The 20,605-nt window shown below is 44.9% G+C and carries 28 protein-coding genes and 7 tRNA genes; 17 read left to right on the plus strand and 18 right to left on the minus strand.

Annotated features, from left to right (window positions below; all coding sequences use genetic code 11):
• The first annotated feature begins 40 nt into the window (after positions 1-40).
• From CZ502_RS07950 to CZ502_RS08000, 11 genes are all read left to right on the plus strand, one after another.
• A complete protein-coding gene (locus CZ502_RS07950; protein WP_076461341.1) occupies positions 41-697 on the plus strand; it encodes a DNA alkylation repair protein in 657 nt (218 codons plus the stop codon).
• Positions 698-801: 104 nt separating this feature from the next.
• A tRNA-Glu gene (locus tag CZ502_RS07955) sits at positions 802-873 on the plus strand.
• A 9-nt stretch (positions 874-882) separates the two neighbouring features.
• A tRNA-Gly gene (locus CZ502_RS07960) sits at positions 883-954 on the plus strand.
• A 17-nt stretch (positions 955-971) separates the two neighbouring features.
• A tRNA-Leu gene (locus CZ502_RS07965) sits at positions 972-1,057 on the plus strand.
• Between the two features lie 5 nt (positions 1,058-1,062).
• Positions 1,063-1,136: transfer RNA gene (locus CZ502_RS07970), tRNA-Pro, on the plus strand.
• Between the two features lie 211 nt (positions 1,137-1,347).
• Positions 1,348-1,605, plus strand: coding sequence for a GlsB/YeaQ/YmgE family stress response membrane protein (locus CZ502_RS07975; RefSeq protein WP_076461343.1), 258 nt, complete (start codon positions 1,348-1,350; stop codon positions 1,603-1,605).
• Positions 1,606-1,731: 126 nt separating this feature from the next.
• Positions 1,732-1,803: transfer RNA gene (locus CZ502_RS07980), tRNA-Glu, on the plus strand.
• Positions 1,804-1,808: 5 nt separating this feature from the next.
• Positions 1,809-1,881 (plus strand) — tRNA-Val (locus tag CZ502_RS07985).
• 33 nt (positions 1,882-1,914) lie between these two features.
• Positions 1,915-1,986, plus strand: a tRNA-Gln gene (locus tag CZ502_RS07990).
• A gap of 116 nt (positions 1,987-2,102) precedes the next feature.
• Positions 2,103-2,435, plus strand: a complete 333-nt coding sequence (locus CZ502_RS07995; protein WP_076461345.1) for a toxin-antitoxin system — start codon at positions 2,103-2,105, stop codon at positions 2,433-2,435.
• Positions 2,425-2,718, plus strand: coding sequence for a type II toxin-antitoxin system RelE/ParE family toxin (locus tag CZ502_RS08000; protein WP_076461347.1), 294 nt, complete (start codon positions 2,425-2,427; stop codon positions 2,716-2,718). The genes CZ502_RS07995 and CZ502_RS08000 overlap by 11 nt, the downstream gene beginning before the upstream one ends.
• A gap of 92 nt (positions 2,719-2,810) precedes the next feature.
• Here the strand turns inward: CZ502_RS08000 and CZ502_RS08005 are convergent, their stop codons facing one another.
• Positions 2,811-3,455, minus strand: a complete 645-nt coding sequence (locus CZ502_RS08005) for a DsbA family oxidoreductase (RefSeq protein ID WP_076461349.1) — start codon at positions 3,453-3,455, stop codon at positions 2,811-2,813.
• 163 nt (positions 3,456-3,618) lie between these two features.
• Between CZ502_RS08005 and CZ502_RS10705 the strand changes: the two genes are divergently transcribed.
• Both CZ502_RS10705 and CZ502_RS08010 read left to right on the plus strand, forming a co-directional pair.
• Positions 3,619-3,783, plus strand: a complete 165-nt coding sequence (locus CZ502_RS10705; protein WP_159434559.1) for a hypothetical protein — start codon at positions 3,619-3,621, stop codon at positions 3,781-3,783.
• A 329-nt stretch (positions 3,784-4,112) separates the two neighbouring features.
• The gene (locus tag CZ502_RS08010; RefSeq protein WP_076461351.1) at positions 4,113-5,027 is read left to right on the plus strand and encodes an Lreu_0056 family protein; all 915 of its coding nucleotides are present in this window, start codon (positions 4,113-4,115) and stop codon (positions 5,025-5,027) included.
• A gap of 204 nt (positions 5,028-5,231) precedes the next feature.
• On the opposite strand, the gene CZ502_RS08015 is transcribed toward CZ502_RS08010, so the two are convergent.
• A complete protein-coding gene (locus CZ502_RS08015) occupies positions 5,232-5,657 on the minus strand; it encodes a hypothetical protein (RefSeq protein WP_076461353.1) in 426 nt (141 codons plus the stop codon).
• 12 nt (positions 5,658-5,669) lie between these two features.
• Positions 5,670-6,638, minus strand: coding sequence for a hypothetical protein (locus CZ502_RS08020; protein WP_076461355.1), 969 nt, complete (start codon positions 6,636-6,638; stop codon positions 5,670-5,672).
• A 131-nt stretch (positions 6,639-6,769) separates the two neighbouring features.
• Here CZ502_RS08020 and CZ502_RS08025 point away from each other — a divergent pair, with 131 nt between their 5' ends.
• Positions 6,770-7,786, plus strand: coding sequence for an ABC transporter substrate-binding protein (locus CZ502_RS08025; RefSeq protein ID WP_076461357.1), 1,017 nt, complete (start codon positions 6,770-6,772; stop codon positions 7,784-7,786).
• A gap of 43 nt (positions 7,787-7,829) precedes the next feature.
• On the opposite strand, the gene CZ502_RS08030 is transcribed toward CZ502_RS08025, so the two are convergent.
• The 3 genes from CZ502_RS08030 to CZ502_RS08040 are packed head-to-tail and all read right to left on the minus strand — an operon-like array spanning position 7,830 to position 10,044.
• Entirely contained in the window at positions 7,830-8,606 is a 777-nt protein-coding gene (locus tag CZ502_RS08030) for an ABC transporter ATP-binding protein (RefSeq protein ID WP_076461359.1), read from the minus strand.
• On the minus strand, positions 8,607-9,602 hold the full coding sequence (locus CZ502_RS08035; protein WP_076461361.1) for a FecCD family ABC transporter permease: 996 nt from the start codon (positions 9,600-9,602) through the stop codon (positions 8,607-8,609).
• Positions 9,592-10,044: a flavodoxin domain-containing protein gene (locus tag CZ502_RS08040; RefSeq protein WP_076461363.1), complete on the minus strand. Its 453-nt coding sequence runs from the start codon at positions 10,042-10,044 to the stop codon at positions 9,592-9,594. The genes CZ502_RS08035 and CZ502_RS08040 overlap by 11 nt, the downstream gene beginning before the upstream one ends.
• Before the next feature lie 130 nt (positions 10,045-10,174).
• Here CZ502_RS08040 and CZ502_RS08045 point away from each other — a divergent pair, with 130 nt between their 5' ends.
• The 3 genes from CZ502_RS08045 to CZ502_RS08055 are packed head-to-tail and all read left to right on the plus strand — an operon-like array spanning position 10,175 to position 12,060.
• Positions 10,175-10,576: a molybdenum cofactor biosynthesis protein MoaE gene (locus tag CZ502_RS08045; RefSeq protein WP_076461365.1), complete on the plus strand. Its 402-nt coding sequence runs from the start codon at positions 10,175-10,177 to the stop codon at positions 10,574-10,576.
• On the plus strand, positions 10,576-10,821 hold the full coding sequence (locus CZ502_RS08050; protein ID WP_076461367.1) for a MoaD/ThiS family protein: 246 nt from the start codon (positions 10,576-10,578) through the stop codon (positions 10,819-10,821). Before CZ502_RS08045 ends, CZ502_RS08050 begins: the two co-directional genes overlap by 1 nt.
• A gap of 45 nt (positions 10,822-10,866) precedes the next feature.
• Positions 10,867-12,060: a nitrate/nitrite transporter gene (locus CZ502_RS08055; protein ID WP_076461369.1), complete on the plus strand. Its 1,194-nt coding sequence runs from the start codon at positions 10,867-10,869 to the stop codon at positions 12,058-12,060.
• Positions 12,061-12,101: 41 nt separating this feature from the next.
• Here CZ502_RS08055 and CZ502_RS08060 read toward each other — a convergent pair whose 3' ends face one another.
• The 12 genes from CZ502_RS08060 to CZ502_RS08115 form a co-directional block, all read right to left on the minus strand.
• Complete coding sequence (locus CZ502_RS08060; protein ID WP_076461371.1) at positions 12,102-13,028, minus strand: polyprenyl synthetase; 927 nt, start codon at positions 13,026-13,028, stop codon at positions 12,102-12,104.
• Positions 13,029-13,030: 2 nt separating this feature from the next.
• Positions 13,031-14,005, minus strand: a complete 975-nt coding sequence (locus CZ502_RS08065; RefSeq protein WP_076461373.1) for a hypothetical protein — start codon at positions 14,003-14,005, stop codon at positions 13,031-13,033.
• A gap of 1 nt (position 14,006) precedes the next feature.
• Complete coding sequence (locus CZ502_RS08070) at positions 14,007-14,279, minus strand: hypothetical protein (protein ID WP_076461375.1); 273 nt, start codon at positions 14,277-14,279, stop codon at positions 14,007-14,009.
• 98 nt (positions 14,280-14,377) lie between these two features.
• Positions 14,378-15,031, minus strand: coding sequence for a response regulator (locus CZ502_RS08075; protein ID WP_076461377.1), 654 nt, complete (start codon positions 15,029-15,031; stop codon positions 14,378-14,380).
• On the minus strand, positions 15,024-16,073 hold the full coding sequence (locus tag CZ502_RS08080; protein ID WP_076461379.1) for a sensor histidine kinase: 1,050 nt from the start codon (positions 16,071-16,073) through the stop codon (positions 15,024-15,026). The genes CZ502_RS08075 and CZ502_RS08080 overlap by 8 nt, the downstream gene beginning before the upstream one ends.
• A 32-nt stretch (positions 16,074-16,105) precedes the next feature.
• A complete protein-coding gene (locus CZ502_RS08085) occupies positions 16,106-16,537 on the minus strand; it encodes a GAF domain-containing protein (RefSeq protein WP_076461381.1) in 432 nt (143 codons plus the stop codon).
• Between the two features lie 12 nt (positions 16,538-16,549).
• Positions 16,550-16,834: a hypothetical protein gene (locus CZ502_RS08090; RefSeq protein WP_076461383.1), complete on the minus strand. Its 285-nt coding sequence runs from the start codon at positions 16,832-16,834 to the stop codon at positions 16,550-16,552.
• Positions 16,831-17,391, minus strand: coding sequence for a molybdenum cofactor guanylyltransferase (locus tag CZ502_RS08095; protein WP_076461385.1), 561 nt, complete (start codon positions 17,389-17,391; stop codon positions 16,831-16,833). Before CZ502_RS08095 ends, CZ502_RS08090 begins: the two co-directional genes overlap by 4 nt.
• Before the next feature lies 1 nt (position 17,392).
• A complete protein-coding gene (gene mobB, locus CZ502_RS08100) occupies positions 17,393-17,872 on the minus strand; it encodes a molybdopterin-guanine dinucleotide biosynthesis protein B (protein WP_076461387.1) in 480 nt (159 codons plus the stop codon).
• Entirely contained in the window at positions 17,851-19,071 is a 1,221-nt protein-coding gene (locus tag CZ502_RS08105; protein ID WP_076461389.1) for a molybdopterin molybdotransferase MoeA, read from the minus strand. The genes mobB and CZ502_RS08105 overlap by 22 nt, the downstream gene beginning before the upstream one ends.
• A complete protein-coding gene (locus tag CZ502_RS08110; protein ID WP_076461391.1) occupies positions 19,061-19,558 on the minus strand; it encodes a MogA/MoaB family molybdenum cofactor biosynthesis protein in 498 nt (165 codons plus the stop codon). The genes CZ502_RS08105 and CZ502_RS08110 overlap by 11 nt, the downstream gene beginning before the upstream one ends.
• A gap of 2 nt (positions 19,559-19,560) precedes the next feature.
• Positions 19,561-20,583: a HesA/MoeB/ThiF family protein gene (locus CZ502_RS08115; RefSeq protein WP_076461393.1), complete on the minus strand. Its 1,023-nt coding sequence runs from the start codon at positions 20,581-20,583 to the stop codon at positions 19,561-19,563.
• Positions 20,584-20,605 lie beyond the last annotated feature (22 nt).

The raw sequence follows: 20,605 nt of genomic DNA on the forward strand, positions 1-20,605 counted from the left end.
CTCCTTTTTCATGCTAAAATAAGCAAGGAGGTGAGTCGCAATGGATTTTTTGGAATTGAAACAAAAATTTGAAAACGGTCAGGATCCGGCGCGGGCGACACAAATGGCTGCTTATATGCGGAATAAATTTTCCTTTTACGGCTACCAGAGCGCACCACGTAAAGCGGTATATCACCAGGACCTACTTGCTGAAAAGAAAAAGAAAGTCGTTGACTGGGCACTCTTGGATCAAGGATGGGCTGACGAACACCGTGAAATGCAATATTTTGTTTGTGACTACCTGATTGCGATGAAACGTTACCTCGTGTACGAAGATATTGCCCATATCGAACGCTACGTCCGTTCTAAGCAATGGTGGGATACAATTGATAGTTTGATTAAGCCAATTGGCTACATGGGCTTACAGGACCCGCGAGTGGACGATTTAATGCGCAGGTGGTCGGTCGATAAAGACATCTGGGTACGGCGGGTGGCAATCGAGCACCAGCTCCTGCGTAAGGATAAGATGAAGACAGGTTTACTAGCGGAAATTCTCACAAACAACCTTAACAGTAAAGAGTTCTTTATCAATAAAGCAATCGGTTGGGCATTGCGGGATTACTCAAAGACTAATCCGACCTGGGTGAAGGAGTTTATTGCAGACCACACGGACGGCTTAGCACCGCTATCAATCAAGGAAGGGAGCAAGTATCTTTAAAATTTCCTGATTTTTTTGTAAAAAATACTTGCCATTTTACTTGAGGATTGGTATTATTAAAAACGTTGTGAATGACTTGTTTAAGTTGTTCGCCTGGCTAACACGACCCGTTAGTCAAGTGGTTAAGACACCAGCCTTTCACGCTGGTATCGTGGGTTCAAATCCCGCACGGGTCATTTAATTATGCGGAAGTAGTTCAGTGGTAGAACATCACCTTGCCATGGTGGGGGTCGCGGGTTCGAATCCCGTCTTCCGCTTATGCCAGTTCTATTATGCCGGGGTGGCGGAATTGGCAGACGCACAGGACTTAAAATCCTGCGGTTAGTGATAACCGTACCGGTTCGATCCCGGTCCTCGGCACTTTTCGGGAAATAGCTCAGCTTGGTAGAGCACCTGGTTTGGGACCAGGGGGTCGCAGGTTCGAATCCTGTTTTCCCGATACTGGTTTAGATAGGTAGGAGATTGATTCTCCTGCCTATTTTTTATTACCAATTTGAGTCGGTAGGGCCCATTCGCTTGAGTTATTGAAAAAGCAGTGAACAAATTATAAGCTGTTTTTTAAGCCTTTCCTTATAATATTTATTATTAAATAATTGCATGTAATAATATAATTACAGTAAGCTAAGGAAATGCGAAAGGAAGTGGCAAAGATGCTACATTGGATTTGGGTGTTAATCGTTGGCGCAGTCATCGGACTGGTTGCCGGAGCAATTACCAAGCGGGGTGGCTCGATGGGCTGGATTTCTAACATTATTGCGGGGCTAATCGGTTCAAGCCTCGGTGAGTGGCTTCTCGGCGAATGGGGGCCACAGCTAGCAGGAATGGCCATTATCCCGTCAATTATCGGGGCGGTAATCCTGGTCCTGATTGTGTCAGTTTGCTTAGGAATTTGGCAGAAGAATGAATAGGGTGAGGAATCCTATGGCACCTACTAAGGGTGCTTTTAATTTTTTAAATCTTTTTTACGAAAAGGGCTTGCTATTTAGGTGAAAGGTTGGTATTATAATATTCGTCGCTAAGATGTGATAGCAAATGACCCGTTAGTCAAGTGGTTAAGACACCAGCCTTTCACGCTGGTATCGTGGGTTCGAATCCCGCACGGGTCACTTTTGGAGGATTAGCTCAGTTGGGAGAGCATCTGCCTTACAAGCAGAGGGTCACAGGTTCGAGCCCTGTATCCTCCATTAGCAGCTGTAAAGTTGCTAGACCATAAGTATTGGGCTATAGCCAAGCGGTAAGGCAACGGTTTTTGGTACCGTCATGCGCTGGTTCGAATCCAGCTAGCCCAATCGGTTTGAGAGTAGTGAATTTCGGTTCACTGCTCTTTTTTGTTTTGGTTTGCTAATAAGTAATTACTTGTAATTATTATTTGACCATGAGAAAATAGACTTAGAGAGGTGATACTATGGATGTTACAAAAACTAGAAAGCAAGGAAATGCTCTTATGGTAACAGTTCCTAAGTCATTTAATGTTGGTGAAGGGGTAAGTTTGCGGCCACAATTAACTGATAAGGGAATTTTTTATGAATTCGTTAACGAAGATAATTTTTTTGATTTTGACGAAGATATTTTGAAAGATTTAGTGGCTAATGGCTATGAAGGCCAACGGCTAATTAATGAATTTAGAAAAATGAAGCAAAATATTCCGGTTGCAATGGATAAACTCATTGATCAAGCAGAGAGGGAGACTCCCAATTCTATGACTAAAGAGGAGTTTAAAAAACAAATTGGCTTATAGTATCAACCCTTCAAAACGAGTAATTAAGTATCTAAAGAAACTAAAAGATAAAAAACTTAAAAAGAAATTCACCGATATCATTTTCGACACGATCGCAAATGATCCGTATGTTGGTAGTAAGAAGCATGGTGACTTAAAAGCATATTTCGCCTATGGCTTTAAGCACAATCAGGTAGATTATCGAATCGCCTATAAGATTAATGATGATAATGAGATCGTAATTGTTGTATTAGCAGGTCCCCACGAAAAATTTTATGAGCAGCTGAAAAGAGTATTAGGCTGAGTAAGATAACGATTATCATCATGATTACTTCTATTTTAAAAAACAACAGCCACTAGTATTGGGATTAACCATGTACTAGTGGCTGTTTGCGTTTATTTCATCTTCATAATTTTCTTTAATGATGCGACAAAGACTTCATCAGGCTGTGCGCCGGTGATTGAGTACTTGTTGTTGATTACAAATAGCGGAGCGCTGGGCATACCAATCATAAATGCCCGTCGTTCGTCTTTACGGACTTCATCTTCATACTTATCAGATGTGATCACGTCCTTGACTGCTTCTTGGTCAAGGTCAAATTCAGCTAGCGTCGCAGTAAGGACGGCGGGATCGGCAACTGACTTGTTGCTAGTGAAGTAAAGCTTATACAAGCGGTCGACAAGTTGATTTACCAGGTCCTGGTCACCAAGCGTCTTTACATACTTAATTAGCCGGTGGGCCGTGAGCGTATTAACCGGGATTGCATTTTCCATCTGAATGTCCAGGCCGGCGCTTGCTGCAAACTGGTCGATTTCCGCAAGCTTCTTGTTTGCATCTACCAGGCTCAACTGGTGCGTCTGGGCATAGTATTCGGTCATTGACTGTTCAGTTGTGGTAGGCAGCGTCGGATCAAGCTGGAAGGCCTTAAAGTCCAGTGGTGTCTCTTCAGCAATTCCTAGTTCACTAAGGGCCTTTTTCAAGCGTGTAATCCCTACATAACTGAAGGGGCAAGCAATATCGGCCCAGATACTAATTATCATCGTTATTCCATCTCCTGAAAATTATCTTTTTTCATTGTAACGAAATGAGGGTTGGTTAGTAAAGGCTAAAAGCGGGGCGGTTTCACTAAGCAATGAACATTATGGCGTCCACATGATACACTATATTTTATAGTATAAGGTACGGTACATGGAGGAAATTGCGATGAATAATGATGTAAACCGTGACAAGAAGCCCATTGTTATTGGCAAAGATGATTGGAATGCGACCCAAGAAACACTTTTTCTTGTTAATCAAGGGGTTGATCGGCGAATTCGTGAGCGGGAAAATGAGCCCGAAGAAGATTTTGATGAGGCCTGGAATGAATGATGAGCTATTTGGTTAATTTGGTATAAATACGATTTTGTGGATAAAGATTATATAGATAAAGGAATTTAACAATGAAGAAATCAACAATTACATTAATTTGGACAGTAACAGCAGTGGTAATGATTGCGTTCAGTAGCTGACTTATTAAAATATATTCATTTTATATAGTGTAAAACTCCCGTTGTGGTGCGGGAGTTTTTATTGTTTACTATGTACATAGTAAACAATAAAGAGTAAAGTATTAGTGTGTGCTTAGTATTAAAGTTTCGGGGATATAAGATATTTAATATCTGAGCTATTATTACTTATATATTAAGGGGGATATGCTTTTGAAAAAGCGATTTAAGTATTTAATAGGTTTTGTTGGCATTTTGATGATTTTATTTATTGCCGGATGTGGTAATAGTAAAGAAACTAATCAAAATAAAGAACAAACACAGTCTGCTAACCTTGTTGGTGCTTATAAATCTGACGATCAATACAATCGAAATGATGATGGAACTATTCAACCAAACTATTGGTATTTCAAGAAAGATGGTAAATTGTTATACTGTTCGCCAGAGGCTGATAGTATTAAAGATGATGACTCTTATTGGTATGGAGAGGCGATGCGAGGTACCTGGAAATCTTTAGGTAATGATGAATATCAATTAAAGTTCCATAGCGTATATAATAATAAGTATTTTACAATCAAAGCAAAAGTAGACGGAAAGAAACTTACAACATATCCAACACCTAAATCAGCAAAGTATAAGTGGAATAAAGATACTAATACTAAGATTGATATGACATATAATGATTATATGGATATGTTTAATAAAGCCAAAGAATCTGAGCAGGAAGGAATTAAAGAAGACGGTTATGCTGAACCTGATAATGATGGTTCGGATGACTCTTCTACAAGCGATTCGGATTCAGATAACACCAAGACCGTTGGGGTACTTATTTTAGCTGATGCCCAAGGTGGCTTAGATAAAATCGAAGATACCGATGTAGAATATATTATTATGCCCAAAGAGAACACCTATGAAATTGGGCTTGGGACCAAGGACAGCACTCTGCAATACACTATTGATGGCGATAAAGTAACATTTACTGACGGAGGACTGGATTACTCAGAAAGTTCTAGAAAGACGTTGTCTATTAATGATTTGAAAAAGAAATATTATTCAAGTTCTGACGACAAATCTACTGTTGACGATATAGCGTCCGATGCTAATGTTACTGATATGAGCAATGAATAGAGAATAAAGTTTGTAATTACAAAAGGCTCTTCGTCAAGAAGGACTGATAGAAAAATTAAATAACTTTTCAAGCAGCTCGCACCAGATTTTTGGTACGGGCTGTTCTTTTTGAAACGGTTATGGCAGAAGGACCCATTTAATAACGAGAAGATGGTTGGGTATGCAAAACAAAAAACCACCTGTTTAACGGGTGGTTTTGATTGATTATCGAAAGCGATCGGCGATATGTTCATCAAAATAGCCAAGGCCATTAACTTCCAATGTTTTAAGGTATGCAATTAGCTCAATTGCTGAGCTTGGGCTTAGTTCATTCACAGCGTTAAGCCCCATCCCCGTCGGCACCGTTTCACTCATCGCGGTAATCTGATTACCATTAGCTATTTCAACCCGAGAGCAAGAAATCGCCCACCGTCCGCCGACATTGGGCGCAAAAACGAAAAAGAGGCTGAAGTCTGCTGATAAGTAAGCAGGAAGGCCCCATGCAGTGTCATCGATTCGTTGAGGGAAAAGGTCACCTTGAATAGCAAACTTATCGATATTCAACTCAGTTGGTTGCGCTCTTAACATAAACATTGTATTCTCAAACTCTTTCATGCCAAGTTTCATTTCTGGACGAATTTCTGGATGCATTGGTTAAACCTCCTAACTAAAGTTTTTGCGGTAGTACTGATACTTTTGCCGAATGTCCTTGAGTGGGGCATCCATCACGTGTTCTTTGCCCTCATGATCAACTAAGAAGTGATCGTGGACTAGTTGGTTAAATTTGATTCGTAGTAGTGGGTGACTATCGAATAAAGTATCGATGTTAGTTGACATAATATCGAGCCGGTCAATGTAATCCGGAACAATTAACTTTTCTAGATCCTGGTAAACATCAGCAAGAACATTAGCATAAGCGTGGTCGGCATACTTTAATTCGTTTTGTTCTAACGCGTCATAGTATTGGACTGTTGTTAGCCCTTGTTCATTCTTAATATTGTGTTGCTCATCATATTGGTGCGTCAAGTAGGCATCCCAGTCACGAAAGGCATAGGTTGTCAACTTGACCATTAATTGTTTTCCGGAAGGATTAACATTAGTCGGCGTTAACGCCCCCTGGGGATTAATTAAGTAAGGGCGGATAAGCTGGCTGGCGATGAGGTAGTAAAAGGTGTGCGGGACTAGCTCTTGGTCATGATTATCCTGGTAGAGTGGACCCGTCCCGGTAAGCTCTGATAGCCGTCCTAAGCTAAGCCTAGTTTGGTTGACCGCGTAGATGATATCTTCAATTTCCTGGTCAATTATTGGGCGCTTACTTATTACTTGGAGGATATTGGTGTAAAGACGAAGCAGGTTGCCAAGTTCACCTTGCTGGTTAGGGTATACCCCATTTTGTTGCTGGTACTTCCGTGTTTCTCGCTCAAGCTGTTCTTCTAATTGAAGGGTCATCCGTTCTACTTTAACGGGTAGAACTGGTTTATCAAAAGCATCCGCGGCTACCTGATGGACTGCTTCGCGGATCACTGGCCGCATTTCAATGAAGTCTGGAAAGTCAAACACATTTTGAAAACTTGCTTGTTGTTTGAGGCGTTGATAAGCAGCTTGCTTAAAATCGTATTGTTCTGGTTTCATTTGTATTCCTCCATCTCATCCTTATTATAGTTGGTCAATGGTCGGGACAGAATTAGGGATAACGATAATTTATTGTTCCTAGTAATTGGTTATAATGAATGAAGAATAACACTGAATTGAAGGGGAACACAATGAAAAAGAGACTGATTCTAATCCTCATGCTTAGCTTATGTTTATTGGCGCGCCCGCTAGACGTGCTAGCTAGTACCAAGACGGTTACTGATATGACTGGGCAGAAGGTAAAGATCCCGGAAAAGGTAAGAAGGGTTGCCGACTTATGGCATGCCAATAATCAGGTCGTCCTCTTACTGGGGGGACAAAATAAAATCGTCGCAACGACCCCACTGATTAAACACCAGCATTGGTTTGTCACCGTCGACCCAGCAATTAAGAAGGTTACGGCGCCCTTTGCTGGTAATCAAATTCAAGTTGAAGAATTGTTAAAGACAAAGCCAGATGTGGTAATTGCGGTAGATCCAGCGCAAATAAAAGCTGCCCGGCAGGCCAAGATTCCTACCGTCAACGCGATGTATCATGATTTTGCTGGTTTAAAGAAGTCAGTGAACCTCACGGCAGAAGTTCTCGGGGGAAAGGCACCCCAGGTTGCAAAAAAGTATAACCAGGAGCTAACTCATAATATTGACCTAGTTCAACACCAACTGGCAGGGGTCAAGGATAAACCAACAGTTGTCCACTTTGTCAATGCAACCGACCTGACAAAAGTTGATGGACGGCAAACCATCGTTGACCAGTGGATCTCAATTGCTGGCGGTAAAAACGCAATCCATAAAAAAGGTAACCAGATAACAGTGACAGCCGAGGAGCTGATTAAGGAAAATCCAGATGTCATAATTGTCGGTAGTTGCTCAACTACCAAGGCCCGGCAGGCGTTACAAAAGGATAAGCAGTTGCAAAACTTATCTGCGGTAAAGCAGAAGAAGGTATACGGTAATCCGCAGGGGACTTTCCCTTGGGATCGCTATAGTGCAGAAGAGGCCTTACAAGTTTTATGGGCGGCTAAATTGTTCCATCCGGACCAGATGAAAAATGTCAACATTGAGCAAGCAACGAAGTCCTTTTACAAGCAGTACTACCATTACCAGCTGAATGACCAGCAGGTAAAACAAATTCTTAATGGTGACAATTAAATTAAAATCCCCTAGCATAGTCGTGAATATGCTAGGGGATTTTTTAAATAATTAATTGGCAAGTATAGCGGTGAAGTTCGGGAAGGTAAGTTAGTGATAATGGAGTCTGGTACACGGTTTCTAGGTTTTCCTTAGTCATTAACTGTTCGCTATTGCCGACCAGTAATTTTCCGCCAGGCATAAAGAGACCGACCGTGCTATCGAGCATAAAGACATGGTCGGGAAGGTGGGTAGTGAGAATAATTGCCATCCCCGTTGTCGCAAGCGACTTGAGGAGAGTCAACACTACTTGCTGCCGGTTTAAATCAAGCGCCGCCATCGGCTCATCCAAAATTAGTATCTGTGGTTCCTGCACGAGGGCTTTGATAATAGTAACCAATTGTTGTTGCCCACCACTTAATGACGAAAGAGGGTGATCTTTTAACTGGTCAAGGTTAAATCGCTTAAGCAATGTTTCAACCAGTTGTTGGTCCTTTTCTCTAGGAACTTGGAAGGGCCCTAAATATGGCGCCCGGGCCGTTATTAAGAAGTCGCTAACGGTAAGGTTACTATTAACCTGATAGTCCTGGGGGACATAAGCAATCTGCTGTGCAATTTGCCGGCGAGTCAACTGTTTAATCTGCTGGTCGGCAAGGCTAATCGATCCGCTGATCGCCGGAGTAAGGCCGAGAAGGCACCGTAATAAGGTTGATTTACCGACCCCGTTTGGTCCTAATAGTGCCAATATTTCCCCTGGTTGAACGGAAAAGCCGATCTTATTAAAGACAGGTTCCTGTCGTGGATAGGCAAAGCTAAGCTCTTTTACTGTTAATAGTGCCATTTATAATCTCACCTGTTTCTTTAAGAGAATATAGACAAACAATGGGGCACCGATAAATCCAGTTAAGATACTGAGGGGGATTTCACCGGCAGATAGTGTGCGAGCGAGGGTATCGACGAAGAGCAAGAAGATGGCACCACAAATTGCCGAAAAAGGAAGGGCATAACGGTTATCATCGCCAACAATGCTTCGCGCAATATGGGGGATGACCAACCCGATCCAGCCGATGTTTCCACTGATGCAGACAGCTCCAGCAGTCAGGAGGGTTCCAGCTAAAACTAAGAGTAATCGTTCTTGTTTAACATTAATCCCTTCAGTATTTGCTACCTGGTCACCAAGTGAAAGGATTGTCAAGTGCCAACGAAGCAAGGTCAGGATTACCGCCCCAGAGATTAACATTGGCATCACCGCCAGTAAACTAGTAAAGTCGATTTTTGCAAGGCTCCCAAGCTGCCAGTAGACAATGCTGGGGAGCTGGGAGTCTGGATCAGCGATATATTTTAACAGGCCAATTCCTGCTTGCATAAAACCAGAGACGACAATTCCAGCCAACACCAGAATTAACGTGCCACGCTGCTTGATAAATGACGCAATTGCAATGGTCAATAAAACAGCAATAACGCCACCAGTGAAGGCAAAAAACTGGGTGGCCCAAATGCTAAAGCTAGCTAGAATTGCGAATGCCGCCCCGACAGCAGCGCCGTATGAAACCCCAAGAATATCCGGTGAGACAAGCGGGTTATGGAAAATACTTTGAAATGCACAGCCCGAAGCAGCCAGTGCCGCGCCAATAATGATTGCGCCAAGGATACGAGGTAGGCGGATTGTAATTAAAATATTACTAATTGCAGGGTCATCTCCAGGATGGAGAAAAGCGGTTAGAATTTCGACAGGCGAAATCATAATCCGGCCACTTGCTAATGCAATTACCGCAAGGATAGCTAATATAATCAAGCCAACTAAAAAGGGACAGTTAAGTCGTTGTTTACTTGTCATTATTTGCCCTCCTTAAAAGTGGGTACTGCTCAAACAGTCTGGGAAGCTCATTTTGCATTTTTTTAGTATCATCGAGGTCGTATTTAATTGGCGGCATTACCGGCTGTGCACCTTGCTTGCGTAACCGGTAATTAAAAAGGCTACACGCATTTGCAAAGCATGAAGGCCCAAATGTTTTATCACCAGCTCCGATAAGCAGGTAATGCAGGTTAGTTATCCGCAAACTTTTAAGTTGGTCGTAAAAATCCTGGTCGTCGGGATAAAGGGTCCCTTCACCATATGTGCAAGGGCAAAGAACAAGTAAGTCGTAAGTTGGTAATTGTGAGCTATCAAAGTCCTTAATAGTTGTGTAGGTGGTAGTCGTTAAGAGTCGCTGCTTAATAAATTGACTCATTTCCAGATTGTGTCCATAAATTGTGGAATACAGAATTAAAATGCGCATTTTGGATAATTCCTTCTCTCTTAATTAAAGTATAGCAAGCACTTTCAGTTGCGATTATTAGGGAAATAACTAATTCTAACGGGAGTATCTTTTTGCGATAATAAAGGTTATTGAAGGTGGGTGATTAGCTTTGCATTATTTACGAATAAGCGATGACGTAATTGATGTTGGTGACTTGTACCAGCAACTAGTCGATCCGCAATATGGGGGCATCGACATGTTTGTGGGGACGGTTCGCCAGTGGACAGGGGACATTGAGACGACGAAAATCGAGTACTCTGCATACCATCCGATGGCCGAACGTCAATTAGAAAAGATCGCGGCGCCAATTGAAGAAAAGGGCGGCCGGGTAGTCGTTGCACACCGGACGGGATTGCTTAAACTAACTGATATTGCAGTCTTTGTCGGGGTTGCGGCGCCACACCGGGCAGAAGCCTTTCAGTGGTGTCAGCATGTTATCGATACCTTAAAACAAGAGGTGCCAATTTGGAAAAAAGAATATGACACCGATAAAGTTAGGTGGGGAAACTGATGAAAGTAACAATTAAACTATTTGCCTTCCTCCAAGACCAGTTGGGCCCGACAGTCACTGTTGAACTGGACCAGCCGACTAGTGTCGAAAAAATCTTTTCGGCAGTAGCTGAATTGGCACCGACCCTCCGTCCAGTCCTTGCTAATTCACGGTTAGCAGTTAATCAGGAGTTTTTTAACGGTGACCAACTGTCGCTTCAACCAACTGATGAAATCGCAATTATTCCACCGGTTAGTGGTGGCTAATTGGACGATTAAAGGTTAATACTATCATCTGAGGAGGATTTGATTATGTCAAATGTTAAAGATGTTGCTCATGGCAGCCGTGTTAATGCCTATACAGCACTAATTCTTTCAACACTCGCCATGATTGTTTGCTTCATGTCATGGTCGAACTTCGCGCCGCTTGCATCCCAGGTGGCCGAAATGTTTAAGTTAAGCGTTTCGCAACGGACGCTCTTACTTGCGACACCAGTTTTGCTAGGATCAATTATGCGGATTCCAGTCGGGATCTTGAGTGACCGCTATGGGGGAAAGAAGGTCTACTTAATCTTAATGGCCTTTATCTTGATCCCCTTGCTGATGATCCCACGCGTCCACTCCTTTGGGATGCTGCTCTTTGCGGCCCTATTAGTCGGGATGTCTGGGACTTCCTTTGCCGTCGGAGTTTCTTACGCCTCAGTTTGGTTCCCATCAGAACAGCAGGGATTAGCCCTCGGGATTGTTTCAATGGGGAACATGGGGAACGCCGTCGCTGCCATGACTTTGCCTTACATTTCAAAGGCCGCGGGTTTTGATGCCGTTTACTACTCTCTAATTATTTTAACAGTTGTTGTCGGCGTATTGTTTGCCATCTTTTGTAAGGAAATGCCGGTTGATAAGACGAAGACAATTAGCGGGGCGCTGTCGGTCACTAAGGATAGTGGAACTTGGTACTTATCGCTATTTTACTTCTTAACATTCGGGTTGTTTGTTTCATTTACGAACCTGACCCCAACATTTTTAACGGGGATGTTCCACTATAGCCCAGTTATAGCTGGCCTTTACTCGGCGTTATTTGCCTTTGTTTGTACCTTGGTTCGGCCTGTTGGTGGTTTTATTGCCGACAAGAAGCGGCCGATGGGGATCTTACAATGGGTTTTCGTCGCGATTGTGATCTTTACCATTTGGATCATGCTGAGTTTCCACAATGAAGGCATGTTCATCGCCGGAATTGTCCTTGTTGGGTTGGCAGCCGGAATTGGTAACGGGGTTGTCTTCAAGATGGTCCCATACGTTTCAAAAGGAAATACTGGCGCGGTTACCGGCTTTGTCGGTGCGGTCGGTGGTCTGGGTGGTTTCTTCCCACCACTCGTGATTGGTTACATTTACCAATGGACCGGTAGTTATGAAATCGGGATTGGCTTATTAGCCTTGACCGGGGTCATTTGCTGGTTTGCACTATGGAAACACTACATCCACGGGGATGCTCACATCGTTAAATAATAAAAAGTCCGTTAGCATTGTGCTAGCGGGCTTTTTAAATCTTATGATAAATTATCACAACGTTCATTAAGCCAGGCGACGATTGCTAACAGCGCTTGTTGGCAGTCGCCGGTCGGCAATACCTGGGTATCAAGTTTCACCTGTTGCAAGGTATCCGTCACAATCCCTTTAACAGCGGTAACCTGTTGGCAGGCTTGCTGGTGGGCCTGGTTAAACTGGTCGGTGCTTGGACGGTGGGGTTGGTTAAAAAAGTTGGTAAACCAGTCTGGTTGTGCCTCGCTGGCAAATAAGAGGGCGAGGGGGTACTGACCGGCCGTGACCAGCTGGCAAAAGGCAGTAAAATCAGTGGTGACTTGCTGGGTTTCGTGAATGATTGCAGCTGCCACCCCAATTGCTTCGCCAATTTGCCCACTTAAACTCACAATTTCTTGGTCATTAGCGGCAAGGACGGCACTTTGCTTTGCGGACATCTTGGCCAATAAGCCAGCCCGAGCCTTTTGATCTGCCAGATAATTGGCTACCTTAAAGCGCTGGTTATAGTTGTATTGTAAGCGCTGGATTTGGGCAATCATAAAGTCGCCACCGTCAATGGTTAACTCCTCAATCATTTGCGGCGGGTTGCCAACCTTGGTTAACCGGTTAGTGAACTGACTCATGAGGTAGCTTGCCACGTATGAACCAGCTTTAATTTGCGCAACTTTTCCTGGATTAAGTGCTGCCGGCTGGAAAGCGGGTGGGTTAGTCTGGGCCGCAAGCGCAAGCAATTCCGGTAATTGCGCCGCAGTTATTTGGTCAACGGTCAGGTCTCGCACCTGCAAGTGACTAATGGCTTGAAAGAGGGCTAACCGGAGGCGGTGGCTACTGGTATTTTTATTTAGGTCAAGCATCTCACCAATGACTGGTGGAAACTGACTGATGATTGCTAAAAGGCCATCGTTAAGGCGCTCATCTACGTTTAATTCGTTCATCTTTAATCCTTAAACTTATTTACCTCGGCTGTCAATTGTTCGGCGACCGGGATAAAGATATCCGTGAAGTATTTGTTAAAATCAACCTTGAGCTGGGGTGTTTCCGTCAGCTTTTGTACCCGGGCAAAGGCGTCGTTACGCATGTTAACAATTAAGGTTTGTCGCTGGTGGTTAAGGTACTTTGCTAACTTGTCATGTTGGTCCTGGTAAGCCATAAGGAAATAGTAAAAGATTTCATAAAAGGTGTTATCCAGAACCCAAAAGACGGTACTGCGCCGGACATTATCACTCATCATTTCGGTGAAACTATTGTCACCTAGGAGTTCGCGGTTGGCAAAAGAAGCCGCGGATAAGACGACAGCCTGCACTTCATGCATATCTGCCATGTAGCGGCAGAATTGTTCGACTTCGCCATCATCCAGCGTAAAGCCTAACTTTTCTTCACGTTGGGCGGCGGTCATCTTAGTAAATGTTTCATGATACTCTTGATAAACGTCCTTACTATCAGCGATCAAATCGGCTTCGATTGTCGTTAACACCTTGAAATTCTCATCCAAAAATTGTTTAACTGCTTGCCAGATCTTTTCAATTTGCCCATTGAAGTCCGCAAACAGTTGCTCGGTCGTACCAATAATTTGTTTACTTACGGATGCATCCTCAACATGGGGCGAATATTGGACTAATAGTGGCGTGCCATCGTCCGCACGATTTAACCCGTGGCTTGCCCGCTGCTTTTTTTCATATTCTTTCAATTCATTAAGGTCTAATAAGCCCAGTGGCATGATATTGATTTCACTGTTGGTCGCCATTATCTGTAAGGAAAATGGGGTGGTCGGCTCCTGGTTCATCGTTAATGACTTGAGGGCGTCAAAGAGCTTTTGCCGGTTAGCAAGGTCGCTTTGTGGGTCAGCGTAAAATCCTGACGTGTAAATTGCCTTGTTTTCGTAGTCACAGTTTAATTTTTCTTCTGCGTTCATATTACTTATCCTCTGTCTGTTGGTTGATTAAACTAGCCAGCTTGTCTTGGCCGGCAGGGGTTAGCTTGGCGTTCGTTAAATTTAATTCGGCTAGGCGCGAGCTAAAACTCGTATCAAGGACGGCCCCTGTAATGTATTGGTGGTCAACAGCATCCTGGCAGGTTACAAATAAGTTCGAATGGGGATTGATTTGCCGGCTCGTGGTAAAGCGTCGCCGGGCAATATCGCTTAGTAAGCCCCGTAATTCATCATCGTGGCTGAGATTAGTTGCCATCGAAAATTCCTCCTCTAATCCTAATTATCCTTAATTGTAAAGCGTGGACCGGCAAAAGAAAATCGGGGATTCCTCTTATCTTGGGAATTCCCGATTCTTTAGAAATCAATTAGGTGGTGGTGGATGGCATAACGAACCAATTCCACCCGGCTGTGGAGCTGGAGTTTACGTGAAATATTCGCCTTGTGCGCCTCGACCGTTTTGGTAGAAATAAAGAGCTTTTCCGAGATTTCCTTATTTGAATAGCCTAACGCAATCAGGGGGAAGACTTCTTTTTCCCGCTTGGAAAGGGAACGGTAGCCCTTCAGATTTACGTCGGCACCGTCAGCGTTAATTTGTCGTAAATCGTCCTTGCTGATAATAATATTTGAATCCAGGTAGTCTTCACCATTAACGACGTGCTTTAAGGCTTTGACGATTTCCTGGTCAGAGGAACTTTTTAAGATATACGACATCGCCCCGTTATGGATCGCCTTGTTAATGTATTCTTGTTCCTCATGCATTGAAAGGATAATAATCTTAACTTTGGGAAACTTGTCATGGATCCGCTTAGTTGTAATCAGACCGCTTTCGCCCGGGGGCATACTGAGGTCCATGATCAAGATGTCAACATCACCTTGTTCAACCCGCATATAAGTGTCAGTCCCACTAGCGGTCCCATCGACAACCGAAAAATTGGGCTGGTGGTTGACTAAGTATGAAATTCCTGCCCGGACGACGGCATGGTCATCCGCGACTAATACCTTATACATTTAATTCACCGGTTCCTTTTTTGTTGCTGTTATAGGGAAACTTGACCGTCACCGTTGTTCCCTCGTGTAAAGTTGAGCTGATATTAAATGAACCATATAGGGCCTCGACCCGTTCGTTCATGTTCATTAACCCGAGCGAGTGGCCGTTAAAGCCATGGTGCTTACTCATGTCAAAGCCAGTCCCATCGTCCATCACTTCTAACTGGATAAAGTGGGGATGGCTGGTCAAGATGACATTAATTTCGCTTGGTCGCGCGTGCTTTAAGGCGTTATTAATTGCTTCTTGGCAGATCCGATAAAGGACGTTTTGCACGTCAGTAGAAAGCTCAGCAGTCTTGGCTGCTGCTAACACATTAATCGTTACCCCAGAATTAGCCTGGAGCCGTTTAGCTAGTGCCTTGATTGCCGGAATCAGCCCAAAGCTATCTAACACCGATGGCCGAATGTCTAAGGCCATCCCCTTAATTTCACCGAGGGTAGCTTGCAGTTGTATCTCAACTGCCTGACTCACCTGGGCTAATTCGTCCGGGCTTAAATCTTCGTGGGAAATCCGCCGCACACCCATGATTGCGGAAAAGACACCCTGGGCAATGCTATCGTGGAGGTCCTGGGAAATTCGTTGCCGTTCTTTTTCATGGGCCCGGGTGACATAACGGTTTAATAACCGTTGCTGTTCGACATTGGATAGGCGCTCTTGTTGGTCCCGGTTTTCGATGGTGAGGGCAAACACGTTTTCTTGGCGGTCTAATGGTTTATAGACGAGTGAGAATGAAATGCTCTTGTTATCATTTTGCTCAAAGGAAACGGGGGTGGTCACGTGCTTCATTTGACTTTTGATCAGGCAAGTGGCACAGTCATTATTTTCATTTTGCTGCCAGGCATTTTTGGCGATTTGCAAGAGATAATCCGCCGACAGGTTAAATTCTTGCTCGAGTAGCTGGGCCAACTGGTTAGAAAGCACCAGCTCATCATCTTTAAAAATCATAATTGCGTCAGGTGACTGGTTGAAATATTTTTCAAGCCACTTTATTGTTTCTAACAACTTTCTTTCCTCCTGCGCTGGTTAGTAACGGATTATTGATTGACTAATTGAATCAGCTTATCGACTTGTGCTTGGCCCACTAGCTTTTCAGTTCGATAACCAGCAAGTAAGACCCCGTTCACACTTCCTAGGCTGGTGGAGAGGGGGATGGCGATAGCGCTGTTCAACGATTCGGCGGCCGCAATTGGCGTATACATTTCGTTAGCAAAACTGTACTGGTTTAGCTCGCTACTAAAAAACGGTTTTCCTGTCCGAAAGACGAGCCCCGCAATGCCAAATCCCCGGCGGAGGGTGATCTGGCGAAAACGTTCATTTTGGTTGCCGGCAACATAACGCCACTTGATTAAGAAGGGGGCAAAGGAGTCCTGTAAGGCGACGGCGACAAAGTCATAGTCGGTTGCTTGAAAAAGCCGATTGACTAGTTGTTGGTAGTCTCGAGATTGTTTTGCTTTTTCTAATACCATCTAAAATACCTCCTACGGTTGCTTGGGCAAACCCATCGATGGTCCTTGGTAATATGCATTTGGATCAAAGTTAAAATCGGGGTCACAAAATTCCCGGTAGTGTTGATAGTCACTTTGTAATTGCTGGATCTGAGTGTCAAGTTGTTCTAGTTCTGCATCCCGTTCGAGGGAACTAAGCTCTTGACTGACTTCTTGGGCCCGGTTTTCGAGCATTGTCCGCCGGATGGTGAGGTCATTTAACACCAGGGCGAGTAATTTTTGAAAATCTGGGGCGCTCATTGCTTGTTGTTCTTTCATTGTTGCTCCTTTGAGTAGTTAAGATTTGTAAATTCATGTGCATTGTTAAAGATTAGTGGCTGACAGTGGCATTGGTCAATCACAAATTCACCCAGCCGCCACTTGCCACTGGCTAGCCATGCGGCTACTTGCTGGTCACTGATAGAAAAGTGGGCGAGCGTGTAGTGGGTGTGCTTATTGGTTGCGATCACCCGGTGTGGGTGCCTTGCTAGTGCCCTTATTGTAGCATTGGTCAGGTAGGGGTAGTCAACGGCGACCATCAAGTATTCCTGTTTGCCAGGAAATTGCTGGCTTGCGGCATAAATCCCGCTTAATGGACCATGGTCGAGGTATGGTGGTTGGTCACAAATCACCGTTGCTTGTTGGTACTTAGTAAGTTCAGTCGTTATTTGCGCCTGGTTATGCGCATTAGCACAAACGATGATGGTTGAACAAAAAGGCGCGAGTTTTTCGACTGCTAGCTGGACGTTGCTATGATCTTGACCAGGAATGGTATACAACGCTTTATCAGTGCCAAACCGCCGTGACTGCCCGCCGGCAAGAATTAACCCAATCATCTTATTCATCCCCTTGGCTTAAGTAGTTAAAAAGGTAGTCAACCAGTTGGTCTGCAGCTGGTTGGTTAAGCTGATTGTCAGTGACTAAGTGTGCAGCTGTAATGACCTGGTGACTGCTAAAGTCGGTTGCTTGTTCGCCATCTTTTAAGAGGATCACCTGCGGGTAGGCGGCTTCTTTATGGCCCTCGATCACGACATAATCATTGCTTGGGCTAAGCAGGGCGACGATTGCTTCCAGCGGTGGGCGGTCAGCTAGTTGGTGGAAGAAAAAGCCTTGTGATGATTCAAGGACCACCTGGCGGGCGCCTGCTGCGGCCATCCTTGCACTGTCAGTCCCGGGCACATCCATCGATCCGCGGTGGGCATCGTGCTTGATAGCGGCAACGCGATAGCCAGCTTGTTGCAGCTTCTTTATTAAGGCAGTGGTGACGTATGTCTTACCACTTTTTTTATGCCCAACTATTTGAATGGTAGTAGCCATGCGTCTGTCTCCGTGCCCACCTCCATTGGGCGGGTACTGTGGGGGATGAGAGCTAAGCAAGTAGTTGTCTGGAGGTTAGCTAAGGACCCCGACCGGTTAATCCCATTCGGGTAAACGAGGTAGCGCCCATCCTTGATTTTATAATGACAACGTAAGTAGCGGTCAAAGCCGTTGGTCTTATTGTAAGGAGCGGCAAGGGTTGCCCGTACTTGTTGAATCCGGCTTTCCTGGTGTTGGTAACGGCGAATCAGCGGCTCCATGTAGAGGTAAAAGCCGGTATAACAAGCCCCGGGGTTACCAGAAAGGGCCATGACGAGGGTCCCGTCTTGAACAAAGGCGGTGGTGACACTTCCGGGCCGTTGCTTAATTTTATTAAACAAGAGTTCATCTGCCTGGCGGGCCCGGTCACCGATATAATCAAAGTCGCCGACCGATACCCCGCCGTCAGTAATCACAATTTCGTGGTTAGCGATCTGTTCGTCGAGGACTTGCTCGATGGCATCCGCATCATCGGGTAACTGGGTCGAAAAGTCGACGATCCCGCCAGATTCTTCTACCAAGTTCTTCAGCATAATCCCGTTACTGTTATAGATTTTGCCAGCAGTAAGGGGGTCGTCGTCATTTAATAATTCCGTCCCCGTTGCAATAATTGCAATTCGTGGCTGCTGGTAAACCTTAACTTGGCGGACACCAAAAGCGGTTAAAACAGCTAGGCCCCCGGGATTGAGTTCCTGGTCCTTTGCTAAGATCACGGCACCCTGTTTAACGTCAGTCCCTTTTTCAGTAATGTTTGATTTCTTTTCCGTGGTTAAAATCTGCACTTGCTGAGGGTGATCAGTGACGGGGCGGGTCTTTTCTATCCGGATCACCTTTCCAGCATCAGTAGGGACATAGGCACCGGTCATGATCCGGACGGCGTCTCCTGGGGTGAGAGGTTGGTCCCAGGTTGCCCCGGCCTGGATTTCTCCTAATACGTTAAAGGTCTTAGGAAAGTCATAGTCGTCCTCAGTAAGAATCGCATAACCATCCATTCCAGCTCGGCGAAAGTGGGGGTAGTCGATGCTGGCATGAACATCTTCGGCGAGAACACGGTGGTTAGCTTCTTCTAAAGGAATGGTTTCTGTTAGCGTAGTTAATTTAATGGCCGCGAGTTTTTCCTTGGCTGCTGCGACTGAAATTGGGGTTCTTCTAGTGAGCATGGTGGTGGACTTCCTTTCGTTGATCGCTAATTTCATTAAGTAAGTGCTGGTATTCGGGGATAATCAGCTTGGTTAAGGCCGTTTGACAGGCATTTTTTGAGCCCGGCAAGCAATACGTGAGCTGGTGGCGGTAGTTAAAACCGGCCAAAGCTTGAGATGCTAGGGCCCGCGTTCCTATCTCTGCAAAGGAGATTTGCCGAAATGCCTCGCCAAACCCCGGTATTTCTTTCTGGATTAACGGGGTTAGTGCCTGGATGGTGACATCACGTTGGGCGACTCCGGTCCCACCAGTCGTAATAATCATCGCAGGATTCGTTTGCTCCATTGTCAGATAGGCGGCTTGAATATCAACAATATCATCAGGGACAACTTGGCGGGCGCTTACTGTGATTCCGGCAGCAGTTAGCTTGTCGGCAATTAAGTTGCCCGCAAGGTCGTCGGCCAGTTCACGGCTATCGCTGATGGTTAAAATTACTGCTTGCTCCATGTTTATCCTTCTTCCTTAATTTGTTTTGCCAAGTGGGTAATGCTTGCTAACTGGTTATTTGCCTGATCAGTGTTAGCTAGATGGTACATGATTAACCGGCCATTTTTAAACAGGCTAACCGGCAACTTTTGCCAGGTAAAGTGAATAAAGAGAGGGCTTCTCCCGCGTAGTAGCTTTTTCTTGCTAAGATAAGCCTGCCATTTCTGCAAGGAAACCATCCCTTCTAAGTTGGTATAATAGGCATCCTCCCCGCACAGCATCTTTAATTTTGGTTCACTTTCTTCATCTAAGGGGATGCTTGCTGACTGGCAAGTTTGGCAAGCGCCATCCTTTTTAATTTTAAACTTCGTCGCTGTCATTGACCAGTTATCAACGGTTAACAGGTGGTCAAAGTCGATGTGTGCTTGATCAACGAGGTAGTGGAGAGCAAGGGAGGCCTGCATCCCCGCCACGATTGGGACGAGGGCGGTATTTACCCCGATGAGGTCACAATCCGTCTGCATTAGCTGCTTGAGGTTGGGAAAGACACAGTTTAAGCAAGGGTGGTCGGTCGGTGAAATTGCCATTACATTACCGTAGTTGCCAGCGCAACTGGCAAAGAGGTAGTCAAAGTGATGCACGATTGCCAGCCGGTTGAGGAGGTCCCGACCCTGGTAGTTATCCAGGCAGTCAAGGCAGAGGTCAAACTGGTAGTCTTTGACGATGTTTTCGTCAAGCGGGGCCGGAATCGTGATGACCTCGACCGTGGAGTTGATCGCCTGGAGGTGTTGGTTAGCAGCGAGGACTTTTAGTCGTTGCTTTTTTGCATCCTCTTCGGTAAAGAGGGCCTGGCGCTGGAGGTTTGTTTCACTCACGACGTCTGGATCGACGAGGATTAAACGGTGGACGCCGGCCCGTGCTAAAAGTGAAGCGGCATAACTTCCAAGCGCCCCGACGCCGACAATTAAGACTGTTGCCTGATTAATCTTTGCTTGTCCGGTTGGGCCAATTTGTTGTACTCTTTCTTGACGATCGTAGCGGTCCATGTCTATTTTCCCTCCAAATGAT

The organism is Limosilactobacillus caccae (assembly GCF_900156885.1).
GTDB lineage: Bacteria > Bacillota > Bacilli > Lactobacillales > Lactobacillaceae > Limosilactobacillus > Limosilactobacillus caccae.

What these genes read in the sequence shown, in the direction of transcription:
- CZ502_RS08030 (WP_076461359.1), bottom strand. Translation starts at nt 8,606, where the DNA reads ATGGCACTATTAACAGTAAAAGAGCTTAGCTTTGCCTATCCACGACAG.
- CZ502_RS08105 (WP_076461389.1), bottom strand. Translation starts at nt 19,071, where the DNA reads ATGCTCACTAGAAGAACCCCAATTTCAGTCGCAGCAGCCAAGGAAAAA.
- CZ502_RS08060 (WP_076461371.1), bottom strand. Translation starts at nt 13,028, where the DNA reads ATGAACGAATTAAACGTAGATGAGCGCCTTAACGATGGCCTTTTAGCA.
- CZ502_RS08090 (WP_076461383.1), bottom strand. Translation starts at nt 16,834, where the DNA reads ATGAAAGAACAACAAGCAATGAGCGCCCCAGATTTTCAAAAATTACTC.
- CZ502_RS08110 (WP_076461391.1), bottom strand. Translation starts at nt 19,558, where the DNA reads ATGGAGCAAGCAGTAATTTTAACCATCAGCGATAGCCGTGAACTGGCC.
- CZ502_RS08035 (WP_076461361.1), bottom strand. Translation starts at nt 9,602, where the DNA reads ATGACAAGTAAACAACGACTTAACTGTCCCTTTTTAGTTGGCTTGATT.
- CZ502_RS08005 (WP_076461349.1), bottom strand. Translation starts at nt 3,455, where the DNA reads ATGATAATTAGTATCTGGGCCGATATTGCTTGCCCCTTCAGTTATGTA.
- CZ502_RS10705 (WP_159434559.1), top strand. Translation starts at nt 3,619, where the DNA reads ATGAATAATGATGTAAACCGTGACAAGAAGCCCATTGTTATTGGCAAA.
- CZ502_RS08065 (WP_076461373.1), bottom strand. Translation starts at nt 14,005, where the DNA reads ATGAACGCAGAAGAAAAATTAAACTGTGACTACGAAAACAAGGCAATT.
- CZ502_RS08025 (WP_076461357.1), top strand. Translation starts at nt 6,770, where the DNA reads ATGAAAAAGAGACTGATTCTAATCCTCATGCTTAGCTTATGTTTATTG.
- CZ502_RS08115 (WP_076461393.1), bottom strand. Translation starts at nt 20,583, where the DNA reads ATGGACCGCTACGATCGTCAAGAAAGAGTACAACAAATTGGCCCAACC.
- CZ502_RS07995 (WP_076461345.1), top strand. Translation starts at nt 2,103, where the DNA reads ATGGATGTTACAAAAACTAGAAAGCAAGGAAATGCTCTTATGGTAACA.
- CZ502_RS08085 (WP_076461381.1), bottom strand. Translation starts at nt 16,537, where the DNA reads ATGGTATTAGAAAAAGCAAAACAATCTCGAGACTACCAACAACTAGTC.
- CZ502_RS08050 (WP_076461367.1), top strand. Translation starts at nt 10,576, where the DNA reads ATGAAAGTAACAATTAAACTATTTGCCTTCCTCCAAGACCAGTTGGGC.
- CZ502_RS07950 (WP_076461341.1), top strand. Translation starts at nt 41, where the DNA reads ATGGATTTTTTGGAATTGAAACAAAAATTTGAAAACGGTCAGGATCCG.
- CZ502_RS08020 (WP_076461355.1), bottom strand. Translation starts at nt 6,638, where the DNA reads ATGAAACCAGAACAATACGATTTTAAGCAAGCTGCTTATCAACGCCTC.
- CZ502_RS08095 (WP_076461385.1), bottom strand. Translation starts at nt 17,391, where the DNA reads ATGATTGGGTTAATTCTTGCCGGCGGGCAGTCACGGCGGTTTGGCACT.
- CZ502_RS08070 (WP_076461375.1), bottom strand. Translation starts at nt 14,279, where the DNA reads ATGGCAACTAATCTCAGCCACGATGATGAATTACGGGGCTTACTAAGC.
- CZ502_RS07975 (WP_076461343.1), top strand. Translation starts at nt 1,348, where the DNA reads ATGCTACATTGGATTTGGGTGTTAATCGTTGGCGCAGTCATCGGACTG.
- CZ502_RS08075 (WP_076461377.1), bottom strand. Translation starts at nt 15,031, where the DNA reads ATGTATAAGGTATTAGTCGCGGATGACCATGCCGTCGTCCGGGCAGGA.
- CZ502_RS08015 (WP_076461353.1), bottom strand. Translation starts at nt 5,657, where the DNA reads ATGCATCCAGAAATTCGTCCAGAAATGAAACTTGGCATGAAAGAGTTT.
- mobB (WP_076461387.1), bottom strand. Translation starts at nt 17,872, where the DNA reads ATGGCTACTACCATTCAAATAGTTGGGCATAAAAAAAGTGGTAAGACA.
- CZ502_RS08055 (WP_076461369.1), top strand. Translation starts at nt 10,867, where the DNA reads ATGTCAAATGTTAAAGATGTTGCTCATGGCAGCCGTGTTAATGCCTAT.
- CZ502_RS08040 (WP_076461363.1), bottom strand. Translation starts at nt 10,044, where the DNA reads ATGCGCATTTTAATTCTGTATTCCACAATTTATGGACACAATCTGGAA.